Below are 19083 nucleotides of genomic sequence, written 5' to 3'. Positions count from 1 at the left end.
GATAATGGAATAAGGTGACCCTTCTCCGTGAGAATGGTCGGCTCGGATGAGCACGGAGCTCAGGACTCGCGCGTCACCAGTCCACTCTCAATCGCCAGGATCACCAGTTGCACCCGGTCCCGGCTGCGGGTCTTCGCCAACAGGGCATGGACATGGGATTTCACGGTAGATTCAGCGAGCACCAATTCGTCAGCGATCTCGGGATTCGACAGGCCACGACCGATGAGGGAGAGCACCTCGCATTCACGTTCGCTCAACCCTGCGGCAGCCAGCCGCGAGGCTCCATCCCCGATCACAATCGGGAGCATCCTGTCCAGCAAGCGTTTGGTTGCCGAAGGCGCGACGACGGCATCACCACCGCACACCGCGCGCACGGCCGCCAGCAGTTCGTGGGCCGAAGCGTCCTTGAGCAGGAAGCCGGAGGCCCCCACGTTCAGAGCTCGGATCACGTACTCGTCCAGGTCAAAAGTGGTCAACACGAGCACCTTCGTTGCGGGACACCGGTTGAGGATCTGCTCGGTGGCACCCAACCCATTAAGGTTCGGCATCCTGATATCCATGAGCACCAGATCAGGTTTGAGGTCGACAGCTAGCTGAACCGCCTGCAGGCCGTCGGCGGCCTCCCCAACGACGGCCATGTCGCGTTGCGGGGCGAGCATCATCCGGAAACCGGTGCGCACCATCGCCTGATCATCGGCCAGCAGCAATCGCCATGTGCTCATCGTTCCTCCTTCAGTGGGATCCGAGCCTCAAGGACGAACTCCCCATCAGCGAGGCCCACATCCAGCGAACCATTCACCGCCGCCAGCCGTTGCCGCATGGCTGCCACGCCACTACCCTCGGCGATGGCGAGAGCATCCGTGTGGTTGACCGCATGCCACACCAGTGACAAATCCTGCACCTCAAGCGATCCTCGCAATATTGTTCCAGGAGCATGTCGCAACGCATTGGTAAGGCATTCCTGGACGCACCGGTACATCGCGGTCTGCGCCGGGATCCCGATATCGAGCAGGTCCACCTCCCGCGCGATGATGACCCGAGCACGTTGACCGGCCTGGCAGGCGTTGTTCACCAGTTCACGTATATCGGCGAGCCCCGGGGCCACCCCCGTGACCGCGGTGCCCTCACCCAGTGCATGGACCAAAGTCCGGGTCTCGGACAAGGATCGCACTGCGGTGGCGTGTATTTGGTCTAAGGCATTACCGATTTCTACCAAGCGTTCCCCGGTGCCGAGATCCACCTCATCGGCGGGGGCCTGGGCGAGATATCTAGCAGCTTCGCTGGCGACGGCGATCAGGGCGAGTCCATGGCCCACGACATCGTGCATTTCTGCGGAAATCCTGCTTCGTTCGCCCAGCACGGCGGCCCGCAGATTTTGTTCATGCTCGGCTTCAAGGGCATCACGACGCATCTGGTGGAGCCGCCGGTTGACCCGGATTATCAGGCCCACCGCCACAGCCGCCCCCACAGTGGAGACCAAGGAGATGAGCACCATCAGACGATCCTTCATGAGCAACTCGTGCGAAACCACACCGAGCTCATCCTTGGTCCAGTCAAAACAGGCGATGCCGATCCCGATCATCATCGGCACCAGCCACACCCACCACGCCCGGGCATTGGCTACCGCGATGCCGAGCGCGACCGGAATGAGAATGTCCACGGAAAAAACTTGATCGGTGACGACGATCTGAATGGCACCCAGCACCACGACGACCGCCATCAAGGTGTGGCTAATCAGGTTCCAGTTCCATCGTGATGTGTAGGTCATCCGGGCCTCCTTCGTCACGAGACTAGGCAGATGGACCGTCGGATCCCCACCCCATGGCGACTGATTCCACCCTGGGGTGGATTAGGTCACCAACCAGTGGTTCCCCGAGAGGAATCCGGCCCCAGCGCGCTGTTTTATCTCCTAGCTTGCTCCCATGAACACCAAACGCATCCCCTTCCTCGACATGCTCCGCGGCTTCGCCATCACGGGCATCCTGCTGGTCAACATCGGCGACATCACCCGCCTAGGCGATGGTCTTGACACCACTGCCCGCGTGGCAGGTAATACAGAACCAGCACAGCAGGTTCTGTATTACCTAGTCAGTTGCCGATTTGTGCCAATCTTCATGTTTTTGTTCGGCATCTCGATGGGGCTGATCACCCGCAGCTTGCGTTCCCGCGGTGAGCGGGCCTGGCCACAGCTGATGCGACGCATGGTCGCCCTATTCGGTTTCGGGATGCTGCATTCCTTGGTCTACCCCGGCGAGGTGCTGCGTGAATACGCGATCTTCGGCCTGATCGTTCTTCCGTTGGTGCTGTGCTGCTCACGCCGCATCCTGCTGGCGATCGGCCTTGCGGGCACGCTGGTGACCTTCATGATCGGTGGCGGGTCAGCCGCTCTGCCGGGAATGTTCTGCCTGGGAGCGGCCTGCGCGGCATATGACCTGCCGCAACGCTTGGAGACCGCCGGGCGGGGAACCCGTCCCGGCTTGTGGATCACGTTCGCGCTGAGCATCCCGGCGTTGATCTGGCAGGTGAGCCAACCAGGCGATCCCCGGTTCACCACCGCAGGCGGCGATGCGGGAATGATCATGACGGTGCTCTACATCTGTGCCCTGTCCCTGCTGTGGCAAACCCGGGCACGCAACGTGCTGACTATGCTGTTCACCCCGCTGGGCCGGATGGCCTTCTCCAACTACGTGAGCGCCAGCCTACTCGCCGTTTTGGCGGGCAAGGCCCTCGATTTCCGGATGAGCACCACGGTGCTGCCCGCCCTCGGCGTGGCGGTAACGATCCTCGTCGCTCAGAACTTGGTCTCCCGCTGGTGGCTCGCTCACTTCACCTACGGGCCGCTGGAGTGGTGCTGGCGAGTGGTGACTCGCTGGCAGCCGGTTGCACTGCGGCGTATCTCACAGAAGCAGGGCGACCAGCCCAAGCGATCCGCCAAACGGGAGGTAAAACTGGTCGGAAGTATCGCGTGAGATGCTGGCTCGCTCGTGGCGTCCATCGCGATGGTGGCCCCACGAGCGAGGGTGTCAGTAGCGGTAGGTGTCGGGTTTGTAAGGCCCTTCGACACTGATCCCCAAGTAGTCTGCTTGCATGGTGGTCAGCGTCGACAGCTTGGCTCCCAACGAGTCAAGGTGGAGCCGGGCGACCTCCTCATCAAGCTTCTTGGGCAGCACGTGCACCCCCACCGGGTAGGCCTCGTGATTGATGTACAGCTCCATCTGGGCAAGTACCTGATCGGTGAAGGAGTTCGACATAACGAAGGATGGGTGACCGGTGGCATTTCCCAAATTCAGCAGGCGTCCCTCAGAGAGGATGATGATGCCGTTACCACCCGGGAAATGCCACACGTCGACTTGGGGCTTGATGTTCTCGCGACGGATCCCCGGCCAGTTCTCTACCCCGGCCATGTCGATCTCGTTGTCGAAATGGCCGATGTTCCCGACCACAGCCAGATGCTTCATGCGGCTCATCTGCCCGGCGGAGATCACATCGCAGCATCCGGTGGCCGTGATGAAGATATCTGCCTGGTCGACGACATCGTCGAGACGCACCACCTGGTAGCCATCCATCGCAGCTTGCAGGGCACAGATCGGGTCGATCTCGGTAACTAGCACCCGGGCCCCTTGGCCACGCAGAGCCTGGGCGCAGCCCTTGCCTACTTCACCATACCCGCAGACGACCGCGGTCTTTCCACCAACAAGCATGTCGGTGGCCCGGTTGATCCCGTCGGGAAGCGAGTGACGACAGCCGTAAACATTGTCGAATTTCGACTTAGTGACCGCATCGTTGACATTGATCGCAGGGAACAGCAGTTCCCCACGGGCAGCCATCTGAACGAGTCGGTGCACGCCGGTGGTTGTCTCCTCAGTAACGCCCAGCAGGTTGTCAGCGATGGCCTTCCAGTCAACATCGCTGGTGCGGCGCAATTGTTCCAAGATCACCTTGTACTCCGTGGAGTCATCGGGTCCCGGCTGTGGCACATCACGACCGAATTCGACTCCCTTGTGCACCAGCAAGGTAGCGTCTCCACCGTCGTCGAGGATCATCGTGGGCAGCTGGCCGTCGGGCCAGCGGAAGATCTCAGTGGTGCATTCCCAGTACTCCTCCAGAGTCTCCCCCTTCCACGCGAAGACGGGAATCCCTGCTGCAGCGATGGCGGCCGCGGCGTGATCCTGGGTGGAGAAAATATTGCAGGAAGCCCAGCGCACCTGAGCGCCGAGAGCCACCAGGGTCTCAATGAGCACCGCGGTCTGGATGGTCATGTGGATGGATCCGGAGATCCGCGCCCCGGAAAGTGGCTTGCTGACCGCATGCCGTTCACGCATCGCCATCAGCCCGGGCATCTCGTGCTCGGCTAGGGTGATTTCACGACGACCGAAATCAGCCAGGGACATGTCTGCTACGCGGTGATCCATGCAGACAAGTCTAGAGACCCAGGCACACGACCGCATCGACCCCAGGGCGCTTCCCGTTGTGGTCACCACACGACCTGCGAAGCAACCAAGCCCACCAGCACCGAAGCTGCGTTGGCCGCCATGCTCACCGTCATGGCAGCACACCTCACCGGATGGTTCCCCAGTTCCGGACGATGGGATGCCCACTGCCCCAGCGCCGCACCTTCGACGAGGATGACCACCATCTCGGCGCACAGCAGACCACTGATGGTATTCGGTGCCACCAACCACAAGACTGGGTGGGTGAACTGCAGCATCCAGCCGATCACCACCATGGGCCAGAGTCTCACCGGCCAGCCCAATACCCGGCAAGCGAGCAAGATCACCGGGATCTCCACCGCGCACGTGAGCAGATAAGCCGACAACCAAAAGAGCATGGCACCATTCCACTACGGCATCTGACACCCTATACATGCCAAAATGGTGCGATGCTGCTGGACGTTCCCTCCTATCCAAAAGAACTTACCGACGGTTGGCCGGTATTTGTGTTGGTCGCCTTGGTGGTGCTGATCGCCGCGATCGCGCTCATTGTGGTGCTACGACGCCGCGGGGCGGCTCGCACCACCAATCCGAGCTCAGAATGGCCCACCACGGCACCGACCACCGAACGATCGCCCGGCCCGGCTCCGGATGCGCCGCAAGCACCCCGCAAGACCCCGTGATTACTGGGCCGACACTTCATGACACCTCACCTGTGCTGTGGCCGTGGGCGGGAGCAGCGGTTGTCATTCTGGGGGTGACCTTGTGCGCCCCGTTCGAGATGAATGTCTTCGTTATGGGCGCGGTTGGTGTGCTGCATATCGCCTGCGCGCTGCGTTACCTGGTGGGGCGTACGGCAGAGGTCATCCCTCCGGGAGGTGGGGCAGTGATCGTGGCTTGGCTGACGGTTATGGCGCTGATCAGACTGATTTCCACCCAGTGGTTCACTGCTGGTCATCGTGCCGAGGTCATCGCCTCCGGCGTGGTGATGTGCTTGGTGGCTCATCTGGTGTGCCGCGGAACCCTCCGGTGGACACTGACCGGAGTCATGGTCGTGGTCACCGTGCTGGGAGTGATACATCTGGGCTGGTGGATATTCGCTGCCGCCCACATCCACAATCTGGTCCCCGTCGTACTCGTCTGGGACTGGGCACGACGGTCCGCCTCGACCACCCGCCGGATGGTGCACGGTTTTCTCGCAGTCTGGGCACTGGTCATCCCAGCGCTGCTGATTGGGAGGCTCATCACCACGTGGCCCATCCCACGGTTGTTGCCCGAAGAGATCCACACCAATGCTCTCATCTCGGCCGTCGCCCCGCCCGGCGCCGATCCGGTGACCGCCATGGGCTGGTATGCCGCCTTCTGTTTCATGCAAGGGATGCACTACCTTTTCTGGATCGGTTTCACTCATGTGGAAGGCCGGAACACGGTGTCGGTGGCAACCACATTATCTCCGCTGCTGAGCGGCCCCGTGATGTGGATGGGCGTCGCGGTGCTGACCGTCATCGTGGCAGGTCTACAGATCTGGGACTATCCGGTCGGACGAATGGCCTACTCAGCCTTGGGCGCCTACAACGTCCACTACGAGATGGCCGCCCTGGTCGTGGTGCTCTCGCAACTCGTATCCCGTCACCGGTAGGGTCCTAGGATGACCTCACCACAACGATACGGAACCGATGCGACGAACGGGCCAGTCTCGGCCCGCATCGACGTGTGGCTGTGGGCAGTGCGTCAGGTCAAGTCACGTTCTGCGGCCACCGCTGCCTGCCGGGCCGGACATGTGCGCATCAACGGCGAACCGGCGAAGCCAGCCCAGCACGTGAGCGTCGGTGATGAGGTGCGCTATCGGGTAGCGGGCTTCGATCGGTTTCTCCGAGTAGAACGCATCCTGCTCAAAAGAGTGGGAGCCTCGATCGCCCAGAGCGCCTATACCGATTTCTCCCCGCCACGGCCTACTCCGCTGGAGGCGCCTGCGGCGATCATCCGTGACCGAGGAACTGGAAGACCCACGAAACGGGAACGCCGTCAATTGGATGCGCTGATGGGTGGCGGACGCCACCGCGACCTGCGTGAGCTGTTCGACGACGAATGATGCGTTCGCCGCAATGCGCCACGCCACCTCCGCCCAGCCCATCTCGATGTTCATCATGTTTCTCTATGCATAATTCTTCGAGGTCGCAAACACACCATGGCGACTGCTCCGAATCGCGATACGGCTCAGCAGGCATTAATTTTTTGATCCTCAATATATTTGCGCTAACCTTAGAAGATTACATTCATCATAATTCCTTTCGAAGAAACATCATAAACAGCCTTCACCTCGTATCGAACAATGCGGTCAGAGTCGTTACTGTTCATGATGCTTGCCACCTTCAGCCCCCAACATCGGACCGGCACTCACCCGCGATCCGCCTGACAGTCGACCTGCCGTAGACAACAGCAGCATCAGAAAAGCCCTCACCACCTCAAGCAGGACAACCCCACGACAGAAGTTTCAACTTTGCTTCCATGGCCCGAATGAACAGATCGTGCTGAACATCGACACCTTCCCATGCATGGCTATAGGCCCCGAGCCCGATACTTGGCAGGAGCACGGGCATGCCTGCAATTTCCAAGAGCACTGCACGCAGATAATCGCTTTGCTGTTCATGGCAGTCCAGCCCGCCATGCTGTCTGCTCGGCATCGGAAGCCTCCATCGGTACGCGGACACGCAATGCTCAGACCACACCACCTGTTCCCACGGGCAGAGTCATGGCCTAGTAGGCCAAGACGCCATCATTATCGATTCCATCTCTTCCATCAGTTTCCACGCTCACGCTTCTGACATCAGATAAAGTGCACAACCTGCTCGTCCGTATCGGTGATAGCCCGCAGGGTTCATGTTAAGGCCTCCCAACCACAGCTGCCCAGTTCGCATCGGGCACCGATGCTGTGGCGGGATGCCCCATCTCGTTGACCGCGCATAGGCTATCGACTCAGTGTTTTCTCCCCAACTTGGCGGTATCACGTTCCTGTAAACTGTTCATAGCCCCGTCCGCGATGTCCCTGGCAAGATGAGCAAGTTCTCTTCCAACTCATCCCATGCCGGGGGCTGATCGACCGCGCGGCGCCGATCGACAACAGGCAATCATGAGAGCCTCTTACTCTACGCCACCTCAGCCCCCAGCAACACCAGCGGTCTCGTTGCATCCATCTGTGTATCCAAATTTCTGGGGTGTGACCTCGCCATTCATCATCCACGGCATGCCGAGTCACTTTCACGAACCTTTCGTGAGGCATGATGTCATCATGACTGTTTCACACCTCAGAAAAACCAGTCTTGCCGTTGCCGTGGTTGGCTCCTCAATGGTGTCCATGGCGCTTCCGGTCTTCGCTCCGACCGCAACTGCCTCCCCCACCCTCAGCGTGACTGCGAAAGCAACCCTCAGCGATGGAGCAGGCCCCGATGTCCAAGTGCGGGTCAACGGCGTCGACCAAGGCCGTTTTACGGTCAACTCGACCGACTACACCGTTTACAAGATTCCACTGACGGCAGACCTGAAGAGCACCGACAGTGTTGACCTGTTCTTCGGCAATGACGCCATGAACCAGACCGGAGACCGGAACCTATGGGTGCGGTCGATCAGCGGCGGAAATGGTGTCGACTTATCCATCAACAACGCCATCGTGGACGCCGGCAATACATGGGAGACCGCGACCGACGGTGCAAACACCTCAACGACGACCGGCGCAGTGTGGGGCAATGCCGCCATTCGCTGGAATGTGCCCACCACACCAGCTGCCTCCAGCGACAAGAAGCCCGCTGCAGCGACCGGCACCCCTTATCTGCCGACCAATACCGCGGCCTACTGGGCGTACCAGAAGGAGACTGATCCGGATAAAAAACGCGCCTACTACAACATCGGTTATACCCCCAGTGTGGCGTGGTATGACGGCGTGTCATCAGATGCAGACGCGCGACTGAAGAAACTGCTGGACAGGGCCAAGGCAGCCAACCAGGTTGCCCAGATCGCCCTGTATGGCATTCCCCATCGCGACTGCGGCTCTTTGTCGTCCGGTGGTCATGAGACTCCTGGGAACTACAGGGCATGGATCGACCGGGTTTCGGCCATGGTCGGCGACCAGACCGTCATGGTGATCGTGGAACCCGACGCAATCAGCTACTGCGGCAAAGCAGAGATCCGCAAAGAGCGAGCCCCACTGCTCACCTATGTCGGACAGAAGTTCCAGGCCAACAACCCCAACGCCGCCCTCTACATCCATGCCGGTTCCGGTCAGCTCAATCAGGAGTCGGCCGCAGATGCCGTGATCGATGGAGGCATCAAGTACATGCGCGGTTTCGCCATGAACGTCTCCTCGTCCGGCACGACCCCTGTCGAAGAGGCATGGGCCGAGCAATTCGTCAAGACCCTCGAAGCGAAGGGCGTTGCAGGAAAGCACTACGTGGTCGACACCAGCCGCAATGGTGTTGCCCTTCAGCCCGACTCCAACCCGGGCGGGAAGTTCCTGACCTGCAATAACTCGACCGCCGCTGTGGGTACACGCCCGACGAGCAATACCACCGGTGCCCATGCTGACGCATATGTGTGGGCCAAGCCGGTCGGCGAATCGGATGGCGTGTGCCATCCGGGCGACCCAGAGGCAGGAAAGTTCTTCCCCGATCTCGCATTGAAGGTCGTTGAAAATGGAGTGAAGGCCGGTACCATCGAATACTGGGAAGCTCCCTGATACTCCTGATACTGATAGGTCCCCTTCATCGGGGATGAGACATCTGCGCCCTGTTGGTCCGGTCGTTAACTGCGCTGGATCAACAGGGCGCAACCCAGTCTTCCTCAGATCCCGCACGTACATACCTCTTCCCACACCCGCGCGCTGCACGACACCAACTAGTTGGGATCCCACCAGTTGACGGCCCGGGTGAAGACGAGTCCCAGCCTTCACCGATCCGACAGGCCAACCTCCAGATAGGCCACCGCATAAAGCCCGTGCAATAACAAGGTCAGGTAACGGTCCAGGGCACTGCCGTGTGAACTAGCGATCCGCTGGATGGGGACGTCCATCGCTGTCGCTACAGAGATCACCTCACGGGTGATGGCCTCGGACAGATCATCGCTCTCAGCGTCGTCGAGCATTACCAAAGCCTCCCTGCGTTTCGTCCCGTTCTCGAAGGGATCTGCGAAGACGTCCCTGGGCGCCACATGCTGCATGACAGCGATCACCTCAGATGCATCAGCCGCCAGAGCATGACATCCGCAACAACGCCGGATAGCCTCGGCCATCCGGCGAGCCGCGCGACCGGCAAGCACCGATCCACCCCAGATGAGTGGCTCTGCATCACCCAGGGCACAGGCGAGGTCCTTGGCGGGATTATTCGACAAATCCCGGAACGGCGAGCAGGCCTCGGCCACCATGTCGGCGGCCTCCGCGGCATTCACGGTATTCACCGCGGGTCCCAGACCGATACGCCCGAACATCTCCAGCACCACCACTGCAGCAGCCAGTGGGTCACCAGTGCGGGTCGGGATCCGAACACTGGCCCGCTCCCCTCGCCCGACGAGCACGGAATCCGATGGGGCCGCCAACCACAACTGGGCTCCACGACGCACCGCCTCGTCGACGGTGGCCATCAAAGCTGCCGACTGCTGCCCCGCCTCATCACTGGCGAGCACCACGACGAGATCGAGCGGGCCCACCCAACCGGGTAACCCGCCCAAAGACCAAGCGACCAACGGCACCGGGCACACCGGTTCCAGCACGGCCCGCACCAGCCGGGCTTCGGCCCCTGCAACGACCACCCCACGAGGCCGATCCACCGACGAGAGCTGGCCGAGGGATGCAGGCCATTCAACATCGGTTGCCTCGATCCTGATCCGAGCCCCCGCTCCAGCAAGAGTGCGCAGTACTGTGTCGTGAGCCGCCAGCGCGGCTGGATCGTCGATGCGTGCCTCGTCGAAGGTGGGCATCTCAGCCGACCTTGCGTGCTTGGCCGACCAAAAGAACCGGGATGCCATCGCGCACCGGATAGGCCAGGGCGCATTCGGCATTCACGCACACCAGTTCCGCCAATTCATAGTCCACGGCGAAAGAGCTGTGGCAGGCAGGACAGGCGGCAATCTCCAAGAATTGGCTTGTGAGACCCAACTCGTCGATCATCGTTCCTCCAATGTGGTGATCAGGTTCTCCAGATAGGCGACCGTGTCTGCGGGACCAGTCACCGCATGGGTGGCGACACCCATGGCCGCCACCGGGTAGTCATTGCCACCAGGCATCAGCCGGTCACCGACGAACAGCATGTCATCAAGACCGATTCCGGTCTGTTCTGCCAGCCGACGCATTCCATAGGCCTTGTCGATACCGCGAGCGGTGACATCAATGGAAGTGGAACCACCAGCACGCACCTCAAGATCGGGCAGCAACTCGGCAACTGCGGCTCGCAGCGCCTCACGACGGCTGCCATCGGGGTCCCAGGCCTTCTTTTCGGCGACTAGAGCCTCCTGTCCCAAGGCCGAGAAAGTGATCTGAGAACCGCGGTCCTCGATTCGGTCACCGCGTACCTTCTCCCCGCTCTCCCACAGACCGAGCGCACGCGCCGAACTCTCCAGGGCCTTGATCGCCCGGACCTTCTGTCCATCGGTAAGGTCGTGAGCATAAACCTGCCGCCAGCCATCATCCATAAATCGCAGATAGCGGGTGCCGCAGGTGGGCATCAGGTGTAACCGGGAAAGACCGGTATCGGCGGGCAGATGATCTAGCACTTGGGCCTCGAACTGCTCGAAGCGCCCACCAGAGATGATGCACACCTCCAGCTGCTCCAGCAGCCGAGACAGCACCCGCCCCACCCCGGGTTCCAGGGCCGATTTCGATTCGGCCAAGGTGTCGTCGAGGTCGAAGGCGATGATCCGGAGGTCTTCGATGTTCACCCGAATAGACTAGCCGTGCAGCCGGTCAGCATCGGTGATGACCCGCAAATGACCTCGTCGCCCAATCTCCACCACCGTGTCCGGATCAGGGGTAGGTGGGTGCTCTGCGTCATCAGCCAACCCGATCCGGCGAACCGCATCGGCCAAGGCCATCAGGTCGTCCTCGTCGGGAACCGGGGTGAGTTCCGAGGGTGCGGCCAGCCGGATCAACTCCCATCCCCGGGGAACGGTGAACCGTTCAGCATGCCTGGCACACAAGTCGTAGCCGGAACGACTTCCACTGGGTGACAACGGGCCGATGACCGCGGTGCGCTCGGCCATCGCATAGGTCAGCGTCGCCACTGCCTGTTCCCCGCAGCCGTTGCGCGAACACCGCCTCATCATCACAGGGTCAAAATTAGTCCATCGGCGCTGCAGCGCTAGAGTGCGCCACATGGGTTCCAGGAGAGACCGGCATGGCCGCGGGGTACGTGGACCGATGTCCCTGCCCAATCGCTACACGCGCCGGGCCTCTCCGATCAAGGGGCGTACATCCCCGGCCGAGTTTTTCCTGCAGGTCATGGACGAATCCGTGCGGCATCTGATGACAACCTGCCCCGAGGTGATCACCGCGATAGATATCGGCGTAGAGGACGTGCCAACCGGCGCGATGTCCTGGGATCTGGTCGACCGGGTCCCGCTGGCCGCAGCCATGGAATCCAGCACCACCCGTCCGGCACGCATCGTTCTATTCCGCCGCCCGCTGGAGCGTCGGGCAAGCAGCCGGGCAGAGCTGCGGGAACTGGTGCACTACACCTTGGTTGAACAGCTGTCCGGGCTTACCGGTCGCTCGATGCCCGATCTGGACCCGAACATCGACGACCAATGGTGAACTCAGCGGCCCAGCGACGGGTCGTAATCCAATGGCATCGACGCCTGCGCCTGTGGCACCTGCACGGCCACGATCATCGCCAGTCCCGGCACCTCACCTCCCCGGATCGCTGCCGAGACGCTCACCGGAAGGGTGGATGTGATGCTCATCCGACTCACTCCCTGTGGAATGGCCACCGAAGCCACCGCCTTGGAGGAAACCTTCAGATTTGAGGGGGCCTGGCCCTCCCCCCAGTCGATGACGACCAACGCGTCGCCCTCATCAGGGTTGACCACTTGGACGTCTCCGGGACCGGGAATCGCAGCGAGCAGTTGCTGGGTGCTGTTCAGCGACTCCTTGGGCTGACCTGGGACGAAATCGGCATCCGAGTCGGTAACGACCAACGCCGTCACCGCGAACGGATCGCGCCCGGTGAGGGTAAACCCAGCCTGTTGACCGCCCAATGCATCACTCAAGTCCAGCACTGTCGTACGCTGGGCATCGAGAGTGACCTTGTCCTGCTGCAAGGGCAGCGGCCCGGCAGTTCCGTTGGCGGTGATGTTCACTACATTGCGGGTGGTTCCCGGATTGGTCAACAACAGTTCGGTCCGGGTGCCAGTGGGTGCCGCCGGGACCACAAATTCGGTTGTTTGGCTGGTTGCGCCGACGACACCGGCAGTCATGCCCCTACTTACCACAGACCAAGCCGCAATCCGTCCGATGGATGAGCGGATCCTGGCGCCCAGGGCGGTGTCGGTGTTCGCGTAAGCTCCAAGATTGATGGTGATCCTGGAAGAACCGGGGACGGTGATTCCGCGCAGGCCATCGCCAGTGATTTCACCGTCGGGTCCACTGAGGGTGACGTCCAGCAGGGCATCGGCCAGGTCGGGATTCGCCAGTTCGAGCACCGCACCCTGTCCCCCAGGCACCTGCACGTACTGGTCGGTGGCAGCCCGGCGGCAATCGGCCCACGCCGAACGATTGTCTCCGGTGATGAGCGTGCCACCAGCCAAGGAGACCTGCTGGTCCATGGGCGCCACGACGGTGGCAAACACCGACGATGCATCGGACAGTTCCGAGCTGTCGTGTTGTGAACCATCCGAGGAGACCACGTTCAGCGTGCCATCCACCGAGGGACATACCTTGGAAACCGAGGTGACCAGCGGAATGACCCGGTCAGTGGCCGCTTGTTCGGCGGGGAATGCTCCTGCCACAACACCCAGCACCACCCCGATGACCATCAGAACCGGGGCAACCGGGCGATGAACCAGGTCCTTGAACACCACCAGGACCTCAATCCCGGACGCCTTCGCCGAGCGGGGTGCTGTGGCCGGGGCCTCTTTCGGTTCCGGCTGGGGATCGGGAGTTTCCTCCTCAATGAGCCTGGCCCAGGTTCCCTCGTTTGTCGGCGCGAAATCCATCGCGGCAACCTGCTCGACCAAGGCCCGTCGCGGTTTCCTCGGATCGATGTCAAGATCCCAGTCGACCCCACGCCTGATGGCAGAGATCTCAAGGGTGTCGGTGCTCTCGCTCGGTTCCTCAGCCATCGCCCGTCTGGCGCTCATCGTGTACCTCCCAGGGCTCGGCGCGGCGCAGCAACCCGTTGAGCGCTCGGCGCCATCAACACGACCAACCCCATGCTCACCACAATTTCCCAGATGATCCATCCGACGTCCGGGGTGGCCCAGAAACGGATCTCACCACGCGCCGAGCCGGCATCCCAAGCAACCCGCCAGTCGCCCGAATCGACCCGTTCCAGTTTGTTCCCGTCGATCGATGCTTGCCAAGCTGGGTCCACCGGCTCGGCAAGCACCAAACGGTCCCTGTCCCAGTTCCAGCGCGAGGGCTGTGACGTGACGATGAACACCACGGTATTGTCATCGACGACTGCCTGCCCTAACCCAGGGCTGGTCGACAGCTCGGTCACGGCCTGCGGGGAAGCCCCCCGCAGCCAGACATGTCCCACTCCGAGATCGGCCAGCCGATCAGCCAGATCGTCAGCGGGCTGACCCTGTGCGAATTGCTGGGCCACTTGGTCGAGGGCCCCGGAAGCCGATGCGGCCATCATTGGCACCTCGGCAGAGCCCCAGGCAGGCTGGGTGTCCGATGCCACATTGACCGCGGCGATCCCCGAGCTGAGATCCACCATCAAGGTCCTGGTCCGGCGTTCGGAATCCTGTACCCCGGCCACATAGCTGGGCAAGACCTCATCTTGACGTTGCAAGGTGGCCATGGCCCCGGTCATCCACCAGCAGACACCGATGACGGCCACTACCAAGGCAAGTGCCCCAAGAACTATCCGGCTCCGGTTGAACTGGTCGTTGCGGTCGATGTCCTTGTCCGAGTCGTCTATCGTCCGGTCCTTGCGATGCCCCATGCCCGCAGCCACCAGGGAGATCATCGCAAATCCCCAGGTGAGCAGCCATGGGACCGGATCCAGCCGGACCAGGATGCCTGCGACCGGGACCACAAAACGGGTGACACCCACCGCTGCAGCGGGAGCCATCATCGCGAGCAGCACCAGCGTCCACTTCGCCAATCCATCAAGATCCCGACTGCGTACCGCCCCCAAGGCAGCTGCCAGCAGGAGCACGATGACCCCCACGGCGCCCATGATGACCGGGGTTCCTCCGGCCTGTGAAGCCCCGGTGAGTACCCATAGCCCGGAGTGAGCGGCGGACGCGGGCATGGAGACCGGATCAGTTCCGGTGAACAACCGACCAGGGTCCGCAATGAGCCTCGGTAGCCACGGCACCAGTACCACGGGGGGCACGATGATGACCAGCAGACCCTCTAGGAGGGCTGCCGCAGTGCGTCGCCTGATCATCACCACCACCGCAACGATGATGGCGATTGCCCAGGTCCAGGGCATGGCGACGGCCAGCAGCGCGAACCCCCCGGCGAGCTTCGCCGGACGTCGCCACCGCTCTGGGCCGCGGGCCCGCTGCGTCGCCCAGGAGATGATCCACCCGGCGATGACCGGCAGCATGATCCCGAGCATCGACAGATGCAGGGAACCCAGCGCGGTGGCCCCCATGAGTGGCAACCACACTCCGTAGGCGATGGCCAGGACCGGGGTCCACCAGCCCGGACCCGACAATGAGCGCAAAAAACGGAAAGCCGTCCATGACGCCAAGGCCGGGCCTCCGCAGACTAAAAAGGTGGCGAACCAGTCCGGATGTCCCAAGAATAGAGTCGAGAAGACGGCCATGACACCCAACCAAGGGGCGTTGGCGCCGGGCAGGCCATTAGCCGAGGTGGCCCACGCCCCCCAGGCATCCCCGAGGGTTGCAGGTGCGGGCAGCAGGCCTGGGCCGACAAGGAAACCGGTGTGCAGCAGGGAGCGCATGGCGATCAGGGTGCCGATCAGCATGATCACCAACCCGGCGAGGGCGGGCGAGACGATGCGAGACTGCTGCTGAGTGGTTGCGTATTCATCGCCGGTCAGTTCGTCGAGCATCCCGGAGGAATCCTCATCCTCAATGAGGTCGTAGTAGGAATCCGAAATCCGACCAGCCCATCGGTCGGCGAGATGTCTCAGTTCCCAACCGCGTCCCGGTAGCAGGGTGGCGGGGACCGCGGAGTGGGAGGTCTTCGCAGCAGCGGCAATGATCTTCTCCCGGTCGGCGACTAGCCGGGCCGTAGCTCGCAGCTGGCCACGCGCCATGGACGGGGATTTACCAAGCAGGAAACCGATTGCCTGACCGAAGGATTTGCGGCGCATTCGCCGGATGACATGCCCGGGGTTCTCGGAATGCTTTGCCACCACCATCATGCCCATGCGGGCATCCAGGGATCGCGAATCCTTGCACAAAGCCTGGGTCCGCAGACCGACCCGGCCCGCCTCAACGTGCCGCAGGGAAGCCTTCGGCCAGGTACGCACCAATATGCCGGCTTCGTTGGCGCGCCAGCCTAGGTCGACACCGTCGCGGAAGAGCACGATCTGGTCGTCGAATCCACCCAGGGTCCGCCAAGTCCCAGCGGTCACCAACAATCCGGCGGTGGAAGCACCCAGCACCGGGGCGGCCCCGACCTGATGCTGATCGATGTCACCGGGCTCAATGGTGAGAACCCGCGCCCCGGAAGGAGCAATCGATTCACCGACCGCGCTCATCTGGTCGGGGTGGTTACGTCGCCGCGGGTGCAGCAGTTTGGGGACGACGATCCCGGGTTTACGCCCAGCCTCATCGGGAGTCTCCGCGCCATTCAGCAGCTGGGTCAGGGTGGTGGGTTCCGGAGCCGAATCATCGTGCAGGAACCAGTAATGGGTGGGGGTGATCGTCGATGAGGCAGCCTGGATCGCGAGTTTAACGTTCGCACCGAACCCGGCTCTTGCGTCGCCGTCAACGACCAAGTCGATGAGCCCGTCGGCGACGCCCTTGTCCAAGAGGGTACGAGTGTCATCGGTGGAGCCGGCATCGACAACCACGAGCATCCCCGGCTGCGCATCCAGGCGCGCCAAGCCTACCAGCGTGCGCGGCAGCCACTGGGCACCGTTGTGCGCGACGAGGATGGCTAGGACCCCCGAAGAATCGACAACGACCGCAGGCTCGACATGCTGCTCGTGGGCCCATGCCCACATGTCTGCGTTCGGATCGGTCACCAAAACAGCCTACAAGCCTGCACATCGAAGAGCCGAAACATTCAAGACCAAGATGACGGAGTCGTGGGCGCCCCGTCGACGCCCACGACTCGGATGATTATCAGGCCTGCTTCCTCAAACGCCGACGTTCACGTTCGGACAATCCCCCCCAGATGCCGAAGCGCTCGTCATTAGCCAAGGCGTAGTCAAGACAATCCGACCGCACTGGACAGGATTGGCAGACTTTCTTGGCCTCCCTTGTCGAGCCGCCCTTCTCAGGGAAGAACGCCTCGGGATCCGTCTGCGCACACAAAGCCTGTTCCTGCCAACCGAGAGGACCATCCTCCACGGCGTCATCCACGAGCGACTGCACTACGTACATCCCCGTTCGCTCCTTTCGACGGCTGAAACCGGTCTCTTGAATTACAGCGCTGTAGTTCGGTTGAGTCAAATGGATACAGATATTCATCGGTAATTCTCAGAAACTCATTGGTAATTCTCAGAAACGACCGCAGCCTCATCCGGAGCTTCCCCAGTCCGGGCTCGACCGCTTCGGACGGGACCACACCTGCTGGCGTGACGGGTACTGCGCAGCAGTTTCAGGGCCCTCCAACTCGGGGGGTTGCCCGGTCGGCGCGCCGCCCTGGGCGGCCTGCGCGGCGGAGGTCCAATGGTATCCAGTTGTCTGGTCCACCTGCCATGCCGATCGCTGCGATTCGCCGGTCTCAGCAGCCGAATCCTTGGGGTTGGCATCGGTCTGAGCCCCGAGGGCGGCCAAGAGATCGGTGCGGCCCACCCCATGCAAGCGGTGCAGCACCACCGCGCATGCCCCCTTCGCGATGGTCTCCACCAGCCCGCCCAAGGAACCTAGGATGACCCCGGGACTGAATCCTTCCCACAACAGCAGCACCCAGTACACTGCGGCAAGAACTGCAGCGAACCCGATGACCACCGAGGCCACCCGCACCATACGCATCGTGCCCACCGGATGGGGGCGCAACAACACCAGGGCCATTACCAACACCAAAGCGGTCAGGACCCACACCAATGAGGGTGAAGTGCTGGCCCCGATCTGGGCTGCCTGACCCAATGATGTCGCTCCGACCAAGGCCATCACGAACTGGACAACAGAGCTGACTATGAGCACCGCAGTTAGTACGAGAACAAACCCCAGCAATGGCAGACGAAGATTCTTCACATAGTCGATCATCAGGCGAGTTCCTCCGATACCTCGGCGGCGACCTGCTCGACGAGTTGCTTGATCTTCTGAGATGCCGACAACGGCCCGACCAGCGTGGCCTGCGGAGTGCGCACCACCATGGCATCGTTCATCCCCACGACGGCCAACACCGACCCTTCCTGGGTGTTGATCAACAGATTGTCGCGGGAGTCGAGATCAACCACCGTGCCTATGGTGGCCTCGCCGTTGGTATCACAGGACAGCACCTCGAACAACGCCTCGTAGGAGCCGACATCAATCCATTCGACGGGCAGGGCAATCGCTGCAATGCGCGCACTGGCCTCCCCGCGGGAAACCGGCTCCATCACGGCGTAGTCGACCGAGATCTTCAGCAGCCCCGGGTAGATCTCAGCGAGCCGATCCGGACGGGCGGCCAATTCGAGCACCCTGGCATGGGTGACCGGATGCAGCACCTCCAGTTGCTCAAGGAGGGTCCTGGCGCGGAATACAAACATTCCAGCATTCCACCAGTACTCCCCCGAAGCCAGATAGGTCTCGGCGGTCGCCAGATCCGGCTTCTCCTTGAACTCCACTACCTCGGCGGCCATCCCGTAGCCAGAGATCTGCTCCCCGCGGTGCAGATAGCCGTAGCCGGTGTGCGGGCTGGTCGGCACCACACCGAAGGTCACCAGAACGCTGGGATCATCGGCTGCCAGCCTCATCCCGTTACTCAAAGCCTCGGCGAAGGCCTCCTCCGGGGAGATCAACTGATCCGCGGTCACCACCGCCATGACCGCATCTGGGTCGCGGGCTGCGAGCACCGCGGCCGGCCATGCGACTGCATTGAGGGAATCACGTCCCTCCGGCTCTCCCAGTATGTTCTCAGGAAGCAGTCCTTCCAACTGGTCGGCGACGACATCGGCATAAGAGGCACCAGTACACACCAGCACCCGGGAGGCCGGGACCACCTTCAAAACTCTCTGGTAAGCGAGTTGGAGCAGCGACCGGTCATTGAACAGCGGCAAAAGTTGCTTGGGCTCACCCTGCCTCGACAACGGCCACAGACGTTTCCCCGATCCACCCGCCATGATCACCACGTACTCCATGGCCTCAATCTAGC

At 62.0% G+C, this 19083-nt stretch carries 20 protein-coding genes; 6 read left to right on the top strand and 14 right to left on the bottom strand.

Annotated features, from left to right (window positions below; translation table 11 throughout):
- Positions 1–59: 59 nt before the first annotated feature.
- The gene (locus tag HMPREF1531_RS08480; RefSeq protein ID WP_016669534.1) at positions 60–722 is read right to left on the bottom strand and encodes a response regulator transcription factor; all 663 of its coding nucleotides are present in this window, start codon (positions 720–722) and stop codon (positions 60–62) included.
- A complete protein-coding gene (locus HMPREF1531_RS12970; protein ID WP_016669533.1) occupies positions 719–1768 on the bottom strand; it encodes a sensor histidine kinase in 1050 nt (349 codons plus the stop codon). Before HMPREF1531_RS12970 ends, HMPREF1531_RS08480 begins: the two co-directional genes overlap by 4 nt.
- A gap of 154 nt (positions 1769–1922) precedes the next feature.
- Here HMPREF1531_RS12970 and HMPREF1531_RS08470 point away from each other — a divergent pair, with 154 nt between their 5' ends.
- Positions 1923–2969, top strand: a complete 1047-nt coding sequence (locus tag HMPREF1531_RS08470) for a DUF418 domain-containing protein (RefSeq protein ID WP_016669532.1) — start codon at positions 1923–1925, stop codon at positions 2967–2969.
- Between the two features lie 54 nt (positions 2970–3023).
- Here the strand turns inward: HMPREF1531_RS08470 and ahcY are convergent, their stop codons facing one another.
- On the bottom strand, positions 3024–4412 hold the full coding sequence (gene ahcY / locus HMPREF1531_RS08465) for an adenosylhomocysteinase (protein ID WP_036897589.1): 1389 nt from the start codon (positions 4410–4412) through the stop codon (positions 3024–3026).
- 62 nt (positions 4413–4474) lie between these two features.
- Positions 4475–4828, bottom strand: coding sequence for a hypothetical protein (locus HMPREF1531_RS08460; RefSeq protein ID WP_016669530.1), 354 nt, complete (start codon positions 4826–4828; stop codon positions 4475–4477).
- Between the two features lie 51 nt (positions 4829–4879).
- Between HMPREF1531_RS08460 and HMPREF1531_RS08455 the strand changes: the two genes are divergently transcribed.
- Genes HMPREF1531_RS08455 through HMPREF1531_RS08445 form a run of 3 tightly spaced genes read left to right on the top strand, consistent with a single transcriptional unit; the run spans position 4880 to position 6522 of the window.
- On the top strand, positions 4880–5113 hold the full coding sequence (locus HMPREF1531_RS08455; RefSeq protein WP_016669529.1) for a hypothetical protein: 234 nt from the start codon (positions 4880–4882) through the stop codon (positions 5111–5113).
- Between the two features lie 32 nt (positions 5114–5145).
- Positions 5146–6069, top strand: coding sequence for a hypothetical protein (locus HMPREF1531_RS08450; protein WP_156860227.1), 924 nt, complete (start codon positions 5146–5148; stop codon positions 6067–6069).
- A gap of 9 nt (positions 6070–6078) precedes the next feature.
- The gene (locus tag HMPREF1531_RS08445; RefSeq protein WP_016669527.1) at positions 6079–6522 is read left to right on the top strand and encodes an RNA-binding S4 domain-containing protein; all 444 of its coding nucleotides are present in this window, start codon (positions 6079–6081) and stop codon (positions 6520–6522) included.
- A 373-nt stretch (positions 6523–6895) separates the two neighbouring features.
- Here HMPREF1531_RS08445 and HMPREF1531_RS08440 read toward each other — a convergent pair whose 3' ends face one another.
- Complete coding sequence (locus tag HMPREF1531_RS08440; RefSeq protein WP_016669526.1) at positions 6896–7114, bottom strand: hypothetical protein; 219 nt, start codon at positions 7112–7114, stop codon at positions 6896–6898.
- Between the two features lie 605 nt (positions 7115–7719).
- Between HMPREF1531_RS08440 and HMPREF1531_RS12965 the strand changes: the two genes are divergently transcribed.
- Entirely contained in the window at positions 7720–9159 is a 1440-nt protein-coding gene (locus HMPREF1531_RS12965; RefSeq protein ID WP_051123357.1) for a glycoside hydrolase family 6 protein, read from the top strand.
- A gap of 209 nt (positions 9160–9368) precedes the next feature.
- Here HMPREF1531_RS12965 and HMPREF1531_RS08430 read toward each other — a convergent pair whose 3' ends face one another.
- From HMPREF1531_RS08430 to HMPREF1531_RS08415, 4 genes are read right to left on the bottom strand one after another with little or no spacing between them, the layout of a single operon-like run.
- Positions 9369–10394, bottom strand: a complete 1026-nt coding sequence (locus HMPREF1531_RS08430; protein WP_016669524.1) for an SIS domain-containing protein — start codon at positions 10392–10394, stop codon at positions 9369–9371.
- Between the two features lies 1 nt (position 10395).
- Complete coding sequence (locus tag HMPREF1531_RS08425) at positions 10396–10584, bottom strand: Trm112 family protein (protein WP_016669523.1); 189 nt, start codon at positions 10582–10584, stop codon at positions 10396–10398.
- Positions 10581–11351 (bottom strand): HAD-IIB family hydrolase, encoded by a 771-nt coding sequence (locus tag HMPREF1531_RS08420; protein WP_016669522.1) that lies wholly within the window; start codon positions 11349–11351, stop codon positions 10581–10583. The genes HMPREF1531_RS08425 and HMPREF1531_RS08420 overlap by 4 nt, the downstream gene beginning before the upstream one ends.
- A 9-nt stretch (positions 11352–11360) precedes the next feature.
- On the bottom strand, positions 11361–11735 hold the full coding sequence (locus HMPREF1531_RS08415; protein ID WP_016669521.1) for a DUF3499 domain-containing protein: 375 nt from the start codon (positions 11733–11735) through the stop codon (positions 11361–11363).
- A 49-nt stretch (positions 11736–11784) separates the two neighbouring features.
- Here HMPREF1531_RS08415 and HMPREF1531_RS08410 point away from each other — a divergent pair, with 49 nt between their 5' ends.
- Entirely contained in the window at positions 11785–12222 is a 438-nt protein-coding gene (locus HMPREF1531_RS08410) for a metallopeptidase family protein (protein WP_016669520.1), read from the top strand.
- A gap of 2 nt (positions 12223–12224) precedes the next feature.
- Here HMPREF1531_RS08410 and HMPREF1531_RS08405 read toward each other — a convergent pair whose 3' ends face one another.
- The 5 genes from HMPREF1531_RS08405 to HMPREF1531_RS08385 all read right to left on the bottom strand — a co-directional run bounded on the left by HMPREF1531_RS08405 (position 12225) and on the right by HMPREF1531_RS08385 (position 19069).
- Entirely contained in the window at positions 12225–13766 is a 1542-nt protein-coding gene (locus HMPREF1531_RS08405) for a DUF5719 family protein (RefSeq protein ID WP_016669519.1), read from the bottom strand.
- A complete protein-coding gene (locus HMPREF1531_RS08400) occupies positions 13763–16804 on the bottom strand; it encodes a glycosyltransferase (protein WP_016669518.1) in 3042 nt (1013 codons plus the stop codon). Before HMPREF1531_RS08400 ends, HMPREF1531_RS08405 begins: the two co-directional genes overlap by 4 nt.
- A gap of 100 nt (positions 16805–16904) precedes the next feature.
- Complete coding sequence (locus tag HMPREF1531_RS08395) at positions 16905–17165, bottom strand: WhiB family transcriptional regulator (protein WP_016669517.1); 261 nt, start codon at positions 17163–17165, stop codon at positions 16905–16907.
- Between the two features lie 135 nt (positions 17166–17300).
- The gene (locus HMPREF1531_RS08390) at positions 17301–17993 is read right to left on the bottom strand and encodes a hypothetical protein (RefSeq protein ID WP_016669516.1); all 693 of its coding nucleotides are present in this window, start codon (positions 17991–17993) and stop codon (positions 17301–17303) included.
- Positions 17993–19069, bottom strand: a complete 1077-nt coding sequence (locus HMPREF1531_RS08385) for a mannose-1-phosphate guanylyltransferase (RefSeq protein ID WP_036897583.1) — start codon at positions 19067–19069, stop codon at positions 17993–17995. The genes HMPREF1531_RS08390 and HMPREF1531_RS08385 overlap by 1 nt, the downstream gene beginning before the upstream one ends.
- Positions 19070–19083 lie beyond the last annotated feature (14 nt).

Origin of the sequence: Propionibacterium sp. oral taxon 192 str. F0372 (genome assembly GCF_000413315.1) — a bacterium.
Classification (GTDB): Bacteria; Actinomycetota; Actinomycetes; order Propionibacteriales; family Propionibacteriaceae; genus Brooklawnia.
The sequence above is the reverse complement of the archived record's forward strand: the minus strand, read 5'-3'. Positions and strand labels throughout refer to the sequence as shown.

What these genes read in the sequence shown, in the direction of transcription:
- HMPREF1531_RS08480 (WP_016669534.1), bottom strand. Translation starts at nt 722, where the DNA reads ATGAGCACATGGCGATTGCTGCTGGCCGATGATCAGGCGATGGTGCGC.
- HMPREF1531_RS12970 (WP_016669533.1), bottom strand. Translation starts at nt 1,768, where the DNA reads ATGACCTACACATCACGATGGAACTGGAACCTGATTAGCCACACCTTG.
- HMPREF1531_RS08470 (WP_016669532.1), top strand. Translation starts at nt 1,923, where the DNA reads ATGAACACCAAACGCATCCCCTTCCTCGACATGCTCCGCGGCTTCGCC.
- ahcY (WP_036897589.1), bottom strand. Translation starts at nt 4,412, where the DNA reads ATGGATCACCGCGTAGCAGACATGTCCCTGGCTGATTTCGGTCGTCGT.
- HMPREF1531_RS08460 (WP_016669530.1), bottom strand. Translation starts at nt 4,828, where the DNA reads ATGCTCTTTTGGTTGTCGGCTTATCTGCTCACGTGCGCGGTGGAGATC.
- HMPREF1531_RS08455 (WP_016669529.1), top strand. Translation starts at nt 4,880, where the DNA reads ATGCTGCTGGACGTTCCCTCCTATCCAAAAGAACTTACCGACGGTTGG.
- HMPREF1531_RS08445 (WP_016669527.1), top strand. Translation starts at nt 6,079, where the DNA reads ATGACCTCACCACAACGATACGGAACCGATGCGACGAACGGGCCAGTC.
- HMPREF1531_RS08440 (WP_016669526.1), bottom strand. Translation starts at nt 7,114, where the DNA reads ATGCCGAGCAGACAGCATGGCGGGCTGGACTGCCATGAACAGCAAAGC.
- HMPREF1531_RS12965 (WP_051123357.1), top strand. Translation starts at nt 7,720, where the DNA reads ATGACTGTTTCACACCTCAGAAAAACCAGTCTTGCCGTTGCCGTGGTT.
- HMPREF1531_RS08430 (WP_016669524.1), bottom strand. Translation starts at nt 10,394, where the DNA reads ATGCCCACCTTCGACGAGGCACGCATCGACGATCCAGCCGCGCTGGCG.
- HMPREF1531_RS08425 (WP_016669523.1), bottom strand. Translation starts at nt 10,584, where the DNA reads ATGATCGACGAGTTGGGTCTCACAAGCCAATTCTTGGAGATTGCCGCC.
- HMPREF1531_RS08415 (WP_016669521.1), bottom strand. Translation starts at nt 11,735, where the DNA reads ATGATGAGGCGGTGTTCGCGCAACGGCTGCGGGGAACAGGCAGTGGCG.
- HMPREF1531_RS08410 (WP_016669520.1), top strand. Translation starts at nt 11,785, where the DNA reads ATGGGTTCCAGGAGAGACCGGCATGGCCGCGGGGTACGTGGACCGATG.
- HMPREF1531_RS08405 (WP_016669519.1), bottom strand. Translation starts at nt 13,766, where the DNA reads ATGAGCGCCAGACGGGCGATGGCTGAGGAACCGAGCGAGAGCACCGAC.
- HMPREF1531_RS08395 (WP_016669517.1), bottom strand. Translation starts at nt 17,165, where the DNA reads ATGTACGTAGTGCAGTCGCTCGTGGATGACGCCGTGGAGGATGGTCCT.
- HMPREF1531_RS08390 (WP_016669516.1), bottom strand. Translation starts at nt 17,993, where the DNA reads ATGATCGACTATGTGAAGAATCTTCGTCTGCCATTGCTGGGGTTTGTT.
- HMPREF1531_RS08385 (WP_036897583.1), bottom strand. Translation starts at nt 19,069, where the DNA reads ATGGAGTACGTGGTGATCATGGCGGGTGGATCGGGGAAACGTCTGTGG.